Consider the following 12641-nt stretch of genomic DNA (forward strand, 5'->3'; position numbering starts at 1 on the left):
ATTGAGGAATCGGCTCATCGGGGGGCGTTCGATGCCCTCATTTTGTAGTCACTAAAAATACTTGACATTGGCGCGTTTTCTCCTATTCTGTTGGCTATGCCAGCACGAAACGGAACCGCTCACGTCGTTACGACGACCCGCAAGTACAAGGACCAGGTCTATCGCACCCACCTGTTGCGGCGCAGTTACCGCGAGGACGGCGTGGTCAAGAACGAGACGCTGGGCAACCTGTCCCACTTGCCCGAGGCACTGATCGAGATCATCCGCCGCTCACTCAAGGGCGAGACCTTCGTGCCGCTGGGCGAGGCGTTCGAGGTGACACGCTCGCGCGCTCACGGCCACGTGCAGGCCGTGGCCACGGCCATGCAGCGTCTGGGCTTTGCCTCGCTGATCGCCTCCAAGGCTTCGCGCGAGCGCGACCTGGTGCTGGCGATGGTGGCCGCGCGCATCGCGGCGCCGCACACGAAGCTGGCCACCACGCGCGGGTGGCACACCAGCACCCTGGCGGAGGACTTCGGCGTGACCGAGGCCAACGAGAACGACCTGTACGCGGCCATGGACTGGCTGCTCGCGCGCCAGGGCACAATCCAGAAGAAGCTCGCCGCGCGCCACTTGAGCGCCGGTGGCCTGGTGCTGTATGACCTGAGCTCCAGCTACTTCGAGGGCAGCACCTGCCCGCTGGCCAAGCTTGGCTACAGCCGCGATGGCAAGAAGGGGCTGCTACAGGTCAACTACGGCTTGCTCACCGATGCGCGCGGCTGCCCAGTGGCGGTGTCGGTGCATGAGGGCAACGTGGCCGACAGCCAGACCTTCATGCCCGAGGTGCGGCGCCTGCAAGAGGAATTTGGTCTCTCCCGATTGGTCATGGTGGGCGATCGCGGCATGATCTCCAGCAAGGCCATCGACCAGATGCGTGAGGGCGGTGACCTGGGCTGGATCACCGCGCTCAAGAGCGCCTCGATCCGCCCGCTGCTCGAGCAAGGGCAACTGCAGCTTGGCCTGTTCGACGAGCGCAATCTGCTGGAGCTGAGTTCACCGGACTATCCGGGCGAGCGGCTGGTGGCGTGCCGCAATCCGGAACTGGCCAGGCTACGTGCCCACAAGCGAGAAGAGTTGCTGGCGGCCACCGAGGCGTGCCTGCAGCCGATCGTTGCCCGCGTGCAGGCGGGCAAGCTTGCCGGGCGCGATCAGATCGGCCTGCGCGTGGGCAAGGTGATCGACAAGTACAAGGTGGCCAAGCACTTTGCGCTGAGCATCGACGACGCGGCCTTCACGTTCAGCCGCAAGAGCGAGGGCATCGCCCGCGAGGCGGCGCTCGACGGCCTCTACATCATCCGCACTTCGGTGAGTGCGGCGCAGATGGACTCGGCCGAGTGCGTGCGCAACTACAAGGCTCTGGCCAACGTGGAGCGCGCGTTCCGTTCGCTAAAAACGGTGGACCTGAAGGTGCGGCCAATCCATCACCGCACGGCCGATCGGGTGCGTGCGCATATCCTGCTGTGCATGCTGGCCTACTACGTCGAATGGCACATGCGCGAGGCTTGGCGCGAACTGATGTTCGCCGACCCGGATCAGGCCGCCAAGGCCACGCGTGATCCGGTGGCGCCTGCCGTGCGCTCTGCGGCAGCGCTGGCCAAGGCGGCGCGCCACACACTTGACGACGGCACGCCCGTGCACAGCTTCTCGAGCTTGATGGCCGAACTCGCCACGATCGTGCGTAACACCTGCCGCACACCCAGCGCCGGCGCTGAAGTGCCGACGTTCGAGCTCGTCACCACGGCCAACGCGAAACAGAAGCAGGCTCTGGAGTTGCTTCAGCAAATCCGCGTGTAGACAGAAACTGGAACCCGGCAATCACGACAAGTGCCTGTCGCAAAAGGGGAAACTCGCCCAGGCGGCTGGTGAACTTCGGTCTAAGCAAAGCGAGGCGCGGTGAACTGCAGATGCGCCTGCCCGTGGGCTTCGTGTACAACGCCGCAGGCGCGGTCGTTCTCGATCCGGACCAGCAGGTCCAGCACTGCCTGAGGTGGCTGTTCGACACCTTCCGTGGTACAGGGTCGGCGATGGCCACCGCGCGCGCCGCACATCACCTCGAGTTGGCGTTTCCGCGACGGTGTGCCAAAGGTCTCCACAAGGGCGAATTGTTGTGGGGGCGCCTCGCTCATAGTCAGGTACTGCGTATTCTGCACAACCCGAGATACGCCGGCGCGTTCGTCTACGGTCGCAGCCATACTCGCAAGACGGTCGAGGGACGTACGCGTGTGATTCGCGCCCCCCAGGACGAGTGGGATACGCTGATTCCGGGCGCCCATGCCGGCTATCTGTCCTGGGAAGAGTATGAGCAGAATCAGAAGCGTTTGCATGAGAGCGCCCAGGCGATCGGAGCCGATCGGCGCCGAGGCGCACCGCGGGAGGGTCCAGCCCTTCTTCAGGGACTCGTGGTCTGTGGTCGATGCGGGAACCGCATGACGGTTCGTTACCACAGCCGCCAGGGCTGCCTGTGTCCCGAGTACGTCTGCCAGCGCGATGGCATCGAGCAGGCTGAACCGATCTGCCAGCGCATCCACGGCGCTGCCATCGACGAGGCCATTGGCGAACTGCTCGTCGAAGCGCTTAATCCGCTTGCTATTGAGGTGAGCCTGGCGGTTCAGCGCGAACTCCAGTCCCGCATTGAAGAAGCCGACTGTCTGCGTCACAAGCAGGTGGAGCGCGCCCAGTATGAAGCCGATCTGGCGCAGCGCCGCTACATGCGCGTCGATCCGGAGAACCGGCTGGTTGCCGATTCTCTCGAAGCAGACTGGAACCATAAGCTTCGAGCGCTGACTGAGGCCAACGAGGAATATCAGCGTCGGCGCGAACAGGACGCGCGTATTCTGACGGATGAGCAGCGCGCCGTCATCGTCTCGCTGGCGTCCAACTTCCCCCGGCTATGGCGTGATCCCGCCACACCCGACCGGGAACGCAAACGCATGATCAGGCTGCTCCTGGAAGACGTCACCCTAAACCGGGACCAGCAGGTTACCGCACAGATCCGCTTCAAAGGCGGCGCTCACCGGACCCTCAGGCTGCCGTTGCCGCTGAAATCGTGGCAGCGATGGGTCACCCCTGCCATGGTAATCAAGGAGATAGACGAACTGCTCAATCACCATACTGTCCTGCAAATCGCGAATATCCTGAACGAACGTGGCGTCCCGTCAGGCACAGGTAGGCCCTTCAACGCAAAAATGGTCGCACGCCTGCAGCGCAACTACTGTCTGAAGCCACGCTATGATCGATTACGCGAAGCGGGTCTCCTGACGCTGCAGGAGATGGCCGACGCGCTGCACGTCACGCCGACGAGCGTGAAGATATGGAACCGTCGCGGACTGATCCGTGGTCACGCCTACAGCGACAAGAACGAGTGCCTGTATGACCCACCGGGCAATAACCCACCCCGAAAGGCACAGGGGGTCAAGCTGTCCTGCCGGCGTCGCCTTGCCGACGTCGTCTCTGATCGCCGCGAGGAGGTGTAGTGTGAAACGCAAGCCTTGTCGCGCCAACTGCCTTTGCCGTCCATCGACAGATCAATGCCGCGGCTGAGCACAGTATCGGTGAAGTCGGCCGCAGTGAACTGGCTACCCTGGTCGGTGTTGACGATCTCCGGCTTGCCGTATTTCGCGAAGGCCTCTTCCAGCGCCTCGACTGCATGGCAGCTCTCCAGCGTGATCGCCACCCGGTGGGCCAGTACTTTGCGGCTGGCCCAGTCCACCACCGCCGTTAGGTACACGAAGCCCCGCGCCATCGGGATGTAGGTCGTGTCCAGTGCCCACACCTGGTTGGCCCGATCGATCTTGCGGTCGCGCAGCAGGTACGGCCAGATCTTGTGCGCTGTGTGCTTGCGGCTTGTGTTCGGCCGGCGGTATAGCGCCTCGATGCCCATGCGCTTCATCAGCGTACTCACGTGCCGGCGGCCGACCTGAATGCCCTCCCGACGCAACAGGCGGGCCAGCATGCGTGCGCCCGCAAACGGATGCTCCAGGTGCAGTTCATCGATTCGGCGCATCAGCTTCAGATCTGCCTCGCTGACCGGCTTCGGCTTGTAATACGCGCTCGACCGGGCGATGCCCACCAACTTGACCTGCCGGCTCACCGGCAATGCGTGCATGCGGTCGATCATCGCTTTCCGCTCAGCAATCCCGCTTTGCTGAGCGCGCCTTCCAAAAATCATTCTCCAGTGTCAACTGGCCGATCTTGGCGTGCAGCGCCTTCAGGTCCACTGGTGGCTCGCTCGCTTGCCACCGTCTTGCCGCCACCGAATAACTCGACCGCGTGTTCGACCAACTGCTGCTTCCAGTCCGTAATCTGGCTGGGATGCACGTCGTACTGCTGGGCCAGCTCTGCCAGCGTCTTGTCGCCCTTGAGCGCCGCCAGCGCGACCTTCGCTTTGAAGGCGGCCGAGTGGGTGCGCCTGCTTCGTTTCGTCATCTTCTGGGTCCTTTCTGCCAGCCATTATGGCCGACTCAGGCCCCAGCTCTTCCACTTATCCGACTGTCCGAATTCCCGGCGCCACCTCTGGCCGTAGTAGAGCGATTTCGTCTTCTTCATCGCGCCATCTTACGCGACGGATCCCTCAACGTGACAATGCCCTTCATGCGTCTAGCGCAATTGCGAAATGGCTGGCCAGTAAGCACCGGCCGTTGTCACTTACACGGCTCGCGCGGAACGCAGAATCAGAACCGGTGACGCACGCCTGCGCCAAAGCTGTCGCCGTGCGGCTGGCCGCTCAGCTTGTCGTAGAAGTACGCGACATAGACATCGGTGCGCTTGGACAGATTGTAGTCGTAGGCGAAGCCGATCGTGTTGCGTTTGAAGTCCGCCACATTGTTCTTGGTCTTGTCGTAAGCATAGGAGACCAGCGCATTACCGTTGCCCACCGGTACCGAGGCACCAACTTGGCCGTTGGTGTGCGTTATAGCGCCAGTGGCATTGTTGACGCTACTCTTGATGTACTGGCCCTGCGCGAACAGCTTGATCACCTTGAAGTCGTAGCTCGCGCCGGCCTGAACGGCGTTCTGCTTGTCGAAGCCGGCCAGCGCTGCGGGCGTGGTCACGTCGCCCGGTACGCTATTGAACTTAACCTGCTGGAAGGCCACCGTTGCAGCGAAGGCTCCATTGAAGTAGAGCACGTTGCCGCCCCACTTGCTCTTGCCGACGCTCCCAGCCTGCTCACCGAAGGAATACATCGCATTGGCGGTGAGGCCGCCGAAGTTTGGCGTGGAGTACACCACGGAATTGCTCCAGCCTGAATCGCCGATGATGCCCGGATCGTACAGGCGGCCGTTGCTTGCTGAGAAATACGTATGGAGGATCGCTGGCGAGAACACGAAGGAGTCGACCAGCGGGTTGAACAGGATGGTCGAAATGAAGTAGGGCGTGGTGTTGCGCCCGAACTTGACCGTGCCGAGCGTCACGTCCTGCAGGCCGACATAGGCATTGCGGGTGAACAGCGCGTCGCCGTCGAAGCGGCCCTGCTTGCCGGTGTCCGGGCGCAGGAAGCCGTTGAGGTCGAAGATCGCTTTGAGGCCGCTGCCAAGGTCCTCTGTGCCCTTGACGCCCCAGTACGAGGTTTGCATGCCGCCGCTGTTGACGCCATAGGCACGGTCAGCGCCGCGTGCCTTGGTGGCCCCAACATAGGCGTCGACCATCCCATACAAGGTGGCGCTGGATTGCGCCATCGCGTTTCCGCATAGCAAGGCTGCGGCCATGACCGCCAACTTTACGACCGGCTTGAACTTGTGTTGGATAAAGACATTCATGGTGGAACTTGTTCTGAGTGTAAGCGCAGTTGAGAACCGTGGATAGCGAGCTTGGCGCAGGTCGACTGAATCGTTAGCGCCAAGGGTTACCCTACTAGGACTCACTCCTGCGAATGGCGGCACCATGTTCTGCAAGCGTCGCATCGCAATTGCGTGGTTTGCCATTCAGCAGTAGATTCAGGCTGAATGCCGACATTGCACCGAGCAGAATGCCGCTGTGTGTTATGGGAGTCAGCCACTTGGGGAACTGCACAAAGAACGTCGGCGCGGCCATCGGAATCATGGCAACGCAGCAACTGACGGCCACAATCAGCAGATTGTCTTTGTTGTTCGTAAAGTCCACCGCTGAGAGCATCCTGACGCCTGCAGCGATCACCATGCCGAACATGACAATTCCCGCTCCACCCAGGACATAAGGCGGAATGGTTGCGATAACGTGCGCAAGCTTTGGCAAGATGCCCAGAACCATCATGATGACGCCGCCTGCAGCGCAGACATAGCGGCTCCTGACACCGGTCATGCTGATGAGACCGATGTTTTGGGTGAAGGAGGTATAGGGGAACGTATTGAATATCCCGCCGAACACCGCACCCGCGCTATCGGCCATCAGACCGCGCGTCATCGTGCGCTTGTCCACTGGCCGTCCGGCAATATCGCCAATGGCGATGAACATGCCCGTCGACTCGACGAGAATCACCGTCATGACGATACACATGCTGACAATCGCCGCGAGATGGAAGGTCGGCAGGCCGAACTGGAACGGCAATACCAGGCCAAACGTCGGGGCACTGCCGATATCGGCGAACGAGACTTTTCCGAGCAACAGGCAGAGCGCGTACCCGAAGACGAGACCCAGCAGCACGGAAATGTTCTTGACGATGCCTCTCCCAAGTTTGTGGAGGAGGACGATGACCAGCAACACGGCCAGAGCTATCCCGATGTTGGCAGGACTACCGAAGTCAGAGGCGCCAACGCCTCCACCCGCCCACCGTATCCCAATCGGGGCGATGGAGAGCCCGAGTAAGAGGATGATTGATCCGCTTACCACCGGCGGGAAGTAAGGGAGGAGTCGCGTTACGAGCGGCGAAATTGCCATGCCGAACAGGCCACTAGCGATAACCCCGCCATAGATGCCGGTGATTCCAATGTCGGGATTCGCGGCCATGGCTATCATTGGGCCGACTGACACGAAAGACACCCCCATCATCACTGGCAAACGCGCGCCCAGCTTCCACGCGCCGAGACACTGCACAAGGGTCACCACGCCGCCAGCGAACAGGTCGGCATTGATGAGAACGGCGACCTTGTCCGGCGGCAGCTTGAGCGCGCCGCCAAGAATAAGCGGCACCGCTACAGCGCCGGCATAGAGTACGAGAACATGTTGAAACGCGAGCGATAGGAGTCGGCCGAGTGGCATCCGCTCATCTACTGCATGGACTGGGGGCATCATTGTCTCCTGGTGCCTTCTACTGAGGCTCGATGTGGTGTAGGAGCCGGAACTCAGGGCAACGCCCCCTGGGCTCCGGCAAAGCGCGTGCACTAGCTTCGGAGGAACGCCTCCAGATGCTCGCTGACGGACTGCGGCGCCTCGAGTGGCAAGAGGTGCCCGGTGTCCTTCAAGCTGTGAAAGACCGCGCCGTGGACCCGTGCTGCCATCTCTTCCATCACCTGCCGTCGAACGAAGCTTCGCTCGCCGTGCAGGAACAACGTGGGCAGCCTCAGTTGCTCAAGAGTTGCCCAGGCATCGTCATTGCGAAATGGCCAGCGGGTGAAGAAAAAGCGGTCATGCTTACGTGCCCAGGTACCATCATCCCCGGGACGTACAGAGCTCGCCGCAAAAAGGTGTAGTAGTGGATCTGGCGCGTTTAGATTCGCGGCACGCTCCCACGTATAGACTGAATTGCGGTCCGGAAACTGTGTGGGGCGCGGCGGTACCGCATCGTCCGCCTGCTGGTAGGACGGCTCAACATCGAGAACCGCCAATCTACGCACTCGGCCGGGATAGTTCGCTGTGTATTCGAGCGCGATCAGGCCGCCCCACGACAATCCCGCAATGTCACACACCTCGATTTCCAGTGCATCAAGGATGCCCGCCAGATCTCGTACGTGGTCACTGGTGGAATATTCGGCCTTGGCGGACCACCGACTATCGCCGTGGCCCCGGAGGTCCGGGGCAAGGACCAGCCCTCCCTGCGACAGGTGGTCGGCGACATCATGCCAGAGCCACGCATTGCCGGTCACTCCATGGAGACAAAGCAACGGCGGCGCGCCTGTCGTGTGTTCGCCGAAAGCTAGCACATGCAAGGTCATGTCATCTAGTTGGACGTTGAGGTGGCGCACTGGCGCGGATCTCACCGGCCTCATGGTGCCCCACCTTCGACCGCAGCAATCTCAGCAAGCCAGCGTCGATACTCGATCGTGACGACATCGGCGCCCCGCACAGGAATCTCACGCTCGGCGTTCGGAGCGTTTGAGAGGTGGAACCATAGCGGGCGCTGCGACTCAATGATGGGCTTGTCCTCAGCAAGCACTTGGGCTTCGAAGTCCATGAAGAATTTGTCGTAAACCGGCTCCGTCCCAAAGTCACGTGCCTGCCACCAGAAGCTGCGGGTGGTATGTTCGTCAACAGGACATGCAGCCATGAACAGAACATAGCGCTTCCCGTTGGGGAACGTGCGCTTCAGATGCACGGTAGCCGGCATCGTCACGTGATATTCGTTCTCGGGCTCGATCCACTCTTCCGTCAGGCCAAGCAACTGCTTCTTCAACCCGACACCAGGTTCCTTGATACCGCTCCGGTCAAAGCGCAACACCGACTCTTCGCGCCAGACCTTGACTGGCTCCACGCGCGGATTCGCACGGCTTCCGATGGTTCCATCGTGCACGTACGCAAAATGGCAGAAGTCGACGAAGTTTTCGAGTCGCCGCGGTGCACTCGTCGCCCAATCGTATGCTTCTCCCTGCAATACCCGGTACGTCGAGTCGTTCAGTTCCGGGAAAACCGGCGTAGGAAACAAGGGCTTCTCAAGCGCCACCCAGATAATCCCGGCCTGTTCGGTCACGTGGTAACACGATGTCGATACCTTCATGGCATCTGTCAGCTCTTCGCGGGCCGGAATGCGAGTACAGGCGCCTTCGCCGTCAAAACGCCAGCCGTGGTATGGGCATTCGATGGTGCCATCCACAATCTGGCCCAAAGCCAGTTTTGTTCCCTTGTGAGGGCAGCGACCATTCAAGGCACGAACTTCACCGTTCAGCCGGGCGATAACGACGGACTGTCCAAGCAGGGTCACGTCAAGCGGCTTGTCCAAGAGTTCCGTTGCATAGGCTACTGGATGCCAGTACTTCCTGAGCGCCTTGAAGAGAGGCGGGCTATCTGCTTGGCCGCGCAGGTCGCGCAGCGGAATTCCGGTATTGGAGAGGTCTGTCATGAGGATTCCACTTATATGCCAGACCTTCCGGTCCGGCTTCGCTCATCGCTTCAGTTGCTGTGGGATATCGGGGTTGCGAGGAGGGTCAGTTGAAGAATGCCCCGCCGTTGACAAGCAGGCTTTGACCCGTCACGAAGTCGGAGCCTTTGCCGAGCAGGAAAAGCGCCGAGCCCACCATGTCGTCCGGCTTTTGCGTGCGCTTGAGGCAGCGACCAGCAATCGTCCTTTCGTCCGCGGCGGTGCCTTGCTTGGCGGTGATATCGGCATCTGGGATCAGGTCGGGGCAGAGCGTATTGACCTGGATGTTGAATTCGCCAACCTCGCGAGCCAGTGCACGTGTGAGACCGATGATGGCCGCCTTCGACGAGACATAGTGGAGGAAGTTCGGCACCCCCTTGTAAGGTGTGTTCGAGGACACGTTGATGATCTTCCCACCCCCAGCCGACGTCATGTGTGGCACCACCGCCTTGCAGCACAGCCATACACCGCGGACGTTCACATCAAAACAAAGGTCCCACTCCTCCAGCGGAATGTCCATGAAGGAGCCAAAGGAACAGCCCTTGAAAAAGCCGGCGTTGTTGATGAGTCCGTCGATTCGCCCAAACGTTTCCATTGCCTTGTCGGCCATCGCCTGGACCGACGCGGGATCGGCAACGTCGACCTTGACGGCAATGGCCCGGGCGCCGCAGCTCCCATACTCGCTCGCCAACCCCGAGAGGTTACCCAAGTCAGCCATCACGAGGTTTGCTCCGGCTGCAATCAGCGCGTCACAGTAAGCCCGGCCGATGTTGCCGCCGGCGCCCGTAACGATGATGGTCTTGTTCTCAAATTCGCGTGTCATCCTCTTCTCTCTCGCTCTCTCTTCAACGTTATCGATACCCCACTGCGTACGGGGTGCGGTCATAGGTCAAGAACTAATTTTTCGCCCTTGCAACGGGAAACACACACCATCATGGTCGTTCCCGACGCACGCTCTCCCGGCGACAAAACCCGGTCGTGATGCTCCGGAGCGCCCCCAAGCACCCGCGTTTCGCAAGAACCGCAAACGCCTTCCCGGCAGGAACTGAAGACGGGCAGCCCATTTGCCAGCAGAATGTCGAGCACGGACTTCTCAGGCGGAACGTCCAGTGTCTTGCCGGACTGCTGCAGGACGATCTGGAAGGCCTTGCGAGCCGGCACCGCCGCATCGGTTGCCGTGGCGGCTGGACCCGAGCCAAAGAACTCCACGTGGACCCGCTCTGGTGGCAAGTCGGAACAGGCTTCGCGGAACGCATCAATGAGTGGCGTTGGGCCGCAGCAATATAGATCTGCGTCGCGGTAACGCTGCGCAACGCCTCTGACATCAAGTGGCGCCTGTCCGGGCTCACCGTCAAATATGGGGTGCAGGCCTCCTTGCGTTGCACTTGCGGCCAGCCTGAAGAGCTCCGGCAGGAATGCCGCTCGCTGCTGAGATCGGGCACAGTAGTAAAACGTCCAGGGACGCCCAAGCTCCGTGAGCCGCCTTGCCATCGCGTAAAGCGGCGTGACACCAATGCCGCCAGCGACGAGAACCGAATGTGATGCCGTTTCATTGAGGCGGAAGTGATTGCGTGGGACGCTTATCGCCAACTCATCACCGACTCGAATTTGCTCGTGAAGATGGCGTGAGCCTCCCCGACTCTTCGGGTCACGGTTGACACCAATGATGTATCGATGGGATTCGCCCGGATTCGTCAGGGAGTACTGACGAATCACGCCGCCCGGAAGATGGACGTCAATGTGAGCTCCAGCCTCTGCCTCGGCGAGTTCGCCGACTCTTGGCCACAGCTCGAAGCTCCGAATTCCTTCCGCCTCGACGCGAATTCCACGAACCCAGACGGGTATCAGCGGCGATGAAGCTGTTGGAGTCATGGGGGCTTCCTAAGTAATTCTTGATGGCCTCATTTAAGCAAGCTATCTTTCATCATACAATTCAATTTATTTTATTCATTCCTAAGATTGCCTTATGAATATCACCTTGCGACAGCTTCGAGCCTTCGTTGCGGTTGCGGACTGCAGCCAGTTCACAGCGGCGGCCGATGCTCTTCACGTGACACAGGCAGCACTTAGCATGCTGGTCAAGGACTTGGAGGAAGAATTAGGGCTCAAGCTATTTGACCGGCACACACGAATGGTGCGATTGACTGCCTCCGGACAGGAGCTTCTCGGGATGGCGCGACGGGTACTTCGGGATATTGAAGACGGCGTCCAGCGCACTCGGGAGACGGTGAGCTATGAACGGGGAAGAGTCGCGCTTGCCAGCGCAACCGTGCTGTCCACTACCTTGCTTGTGCCATTCATGGCCATGTTTCGTCAGCTCTATCCCGGCATCAAGTTGCAGTTTCTTGACATGGCGGAGCAAGACCTCCAGCAAGCCTTGATTGACGAGGAGATTGACGTGGGGATCGGGACATCCCTTGGCGCGCATCGGGAGATAACCTGCACACCGCTTTTCACCGATACCTACTTGGCCGTGCTCCATGCCGCTCATCCGCTTGCAGACAAGCGGCAGATTTCATGGGAGATGCTGAGTCGGGAGCCACTCATCGCGCTTTCCCCTCGTAGTCCCTTGCGGCAGCAGCTAGATACTCACCTCACACAACTGGACATCGTGCCGAACTATGCGTTTGAAGTATCGTTCCCGGCGACCGTGTTCTCCATGGTCCGTCACGACATGGGAGTCTCTGTCCTCCCTGCAAATGCGCAACTGCTTGCCGACGCAAAGGGACTCGCTTTCCGAAAGCTGGGGCCACCGATGCTCCATAGAGCAGTGGGCGCCTTCCATCTGACAAGGCGCAGTCCGTCGCCGGCGACATCCATCCTGCTGAAGGTGCTGATGGACTACGTGAAGGAGCATCGTGAAGTACTGGGTTAGATGGGCGAGATGCCTACTCGGTATGTCTCCGATGTCGCGGTACGCGATCCGCGCTGACGGCGACAAGAGCGTTGTCGTCAAAGAGATCGGATTTCCCACCCAAGGCCAGATGGGCCTGGGCGCTGCAGTCCCGCAGGGACAGCGAGCATGCCATGCTCGCATCAAAAGTCCGGATGTACGGGCGCAATCGAAATGTATGACCGGATCGCTTTGCTTCCTGTGGCTGCCCGACCCTTGGGATTGAGATGTTGGACGACCAGGATCGGGAAGTGCGCGTGGGCGAATCCGGCAAGAACTGCGCCCGGATCCCACCGGGTGTTCCGTCACCCGATGTGGCAGACGATTTCGCAATCGAATCAGCGGGTTAGCGGAGATGTGGCGGATTTCGCGAATTGCGGCCAACCCTGTGTTCGTATAGGAGGTCCTTGACGACCCGACAGCGAGGAGTATCGGGCCGAAACTGCTGCCCCTGCCGGATTCTTGCGTCGTAAGCCACTTTCCTCTATTACGCATAGTAGGCTG

General features: G+C 60.5%; 9 protein-coding genes and 1 pseudogene. 3 read left to right on the top strand and 7 right to left on the bottom strand.

Annotated elements, in window-relative coordinates:
* Nucleotides 1-96 precede the first annotated feature (96 nt).
* On the top strand, nucleotides 97-1833 hold the full coding sequence (locus RS901_RS35745; protein ID WP_316157383.1) for an IS1634 family transposase: 1737 nt from the start codon (nucleotides 97-99) through the stop codon (nucleotides 1831-1833).
* 110 nt (nucleotides 1834-1943) lie between these two features.
* The gene (locus RS901_RS35750; protein WP_316157384.1) at nucleotides 1944-3512 is read left to right on the top strand and encodes a recombinase family protein; all 1569 of its coding nucleotides are present in this window, start codon (nucleotides 1944-1946) and stop codon (nucleotides 3510-3512) included.
* On the opposite strand, the pseudogene RS901_RS35755 reads toward RS901_RS35750, so the two are convergent.
* From RS901_RS35755 to RS901_RS35785, 7 genes and pseudogenes are all read right to left on the bottom strand, one after another.
* Nucleotides 3488-4464, bottom strand: a pseudogene (locus RS901_RS35755) (IS3 family transposase); the annotation flags it as partial. The gene RS901_RS35750 and the pseudogene RS901_RS35755 sit on opposite strands and share 25 nt — an antisense overlap.
* Before the next feature lie 245 nt (nucleotides 4465-4709).
* Nucleotides 4710-5783 (bottom strand): porin, encoded by a 1074-nt coding sequence (locus tag RS901_RS35760; RefSeq protein WP_410054261.1) that lies wholly within the window; start codon nucleotides 5781-5783, stop codon nucleotides 4710-4712.
* 106 nt (nucleotides 5784-5889) lie between these two features.
* Complete coding sequence (locus RS901_RS35765; protein ID WP_410054262.1) at nucleotides 5890-7242, bottom strand: nucleobase:cation symporter-2 family protein; 1353 nt, start codon at nucleotides 7240-7242, stop codon at nucleotides 5890-5892.
* A 92-nt stretch (nucleotides 7243-7334) separates the two neighbouring features.
* Nucleotides 7335-8105, bottom strand: coding sequence for an alpha/beta hydrolase (locus RS901_RS35770; RefSeq protein WP_316157387.1), 771 nt, complete (start codon nucleotides 8103-8105; stop codon nucleotides 7335-7337).
* 50 nt (nucleotides 8106-8155) lie between these two features.
* Nucleotides 8156-9226, bottom strand: a complete 1071-nt coding sequence (locus tag RS901_RS35775) for an aromatic ring-hydroxylating dioxygenase subunit alpha (protein ID WP_316157388.1) — start codon at nucleotides 9224-9226, stop codon at nucleotides 8156-8158.
* Between the two features lie 85 nt (nucleotides 9227-9311).
* A complete protein-coding gene (locus RS901_RS35780; RefSeq protein ID WP_316157389.1) occupies nucleotides 9312-10067 on the bottom strand; it encodes an SDR family NAD(P)-dependent oxidoreductase in 756 nt (251 codons plus the stop codon).
* Nucleotides 10068-10126: 59 nt separating this feature from the next.
* Nucleotides 10127-11116, bottom strand: a complete 990-nt coding sequence (locus RS901_RS35785; RefSeq protein WP_316157390.1) for a PDR/VanB family oxidoreductase — start codon at nucleotides 11114-11116, stop codon at nucleotides 10127-10129.
* Between the two features lie 94 nt (nucleotides 11117-11210).
* Here RS901_RS35785 and RS901_RS35790 point away from each other — a divergent pair, with 94 nt between their 5' ends.
* A complete protein-coding gene (locus RS901_RS35790; protein ID WP_316157391.1) occupies nucleotides 11211-12119 on the top strand; it encodes a LysR family transcriptional regulator in 909 nt (302 codons plus the stop codon).
* Nucleotides 12120-12641 lie beyond the last annotated feature (522 nt).

It is taken from the genome of Cupriavidus sp. BIC8F (genome assembly GCF_032465815.1).
In the GTDB taxonomy this organism is placed as follows: domain Bacteria; phylum Pseudomonadota; class Gammaproteobacteria; order Burkholderiales; family Burkholderiaceae; genus Cupriavidus; species Cupriavidus necator.

Coding starts and splice junctions, on each gene's coding strand:
- RS901_RS35745 (WP_316157383.1), top strand. CDS start 97: ATGCCAGCACGAAACGGAACCGCTCACGTCGTTACGACGACCCGCAAG.
- RS901_RS35785 (WP_316157390.1), bottom strand. CDS start 11,116: ATGACTCCAACAGCTTCATCGCCGCTGATACCCGTCTGGGTTCGTGGA.
- RS901_RS35750 (WP_316157384.1), top strand. CDS start 1,944: ATGCGCCTGCCCGTGGGCTTCGTGTACAACGCCGCAGGCGCGGTCGTT.
- RS901_RS35775 (WP_316157388.1), bottom strand. CDS start 9,226: ATGACAGACCTCTCCAATACCGGAATTCCGCTGCGCGACCTGCGCGGC.
- RS901_RS35765 (WP_410054262.1), bottom strand. CDS start 7,242: ATGCCCCCAGTCCATGCAGTAGATGAGCGGATGCCACTCGGCCGACTC.
- RS901_RS35770 (WP_316157387.1), bottom strand. CDS start 8,105: ATGACCTTGCATGTGCTAGCTTTCGGCGAACACACGACAGGCGCGCCG.
- RS901_RS35780 (WP_316157389.1), bottom strand. CDS start 10,067: ATGACACGCGAATTTGAGAACAAGACCATCATCGTTACGGGCGCCGGC.
- RS901_RS35790 (WP_316157391.1), top strand. CDS start 11,211: ATGAATATCACCTTGCGACAGCTTCGAGCCTTCGTTGCGGTTGCGGAC.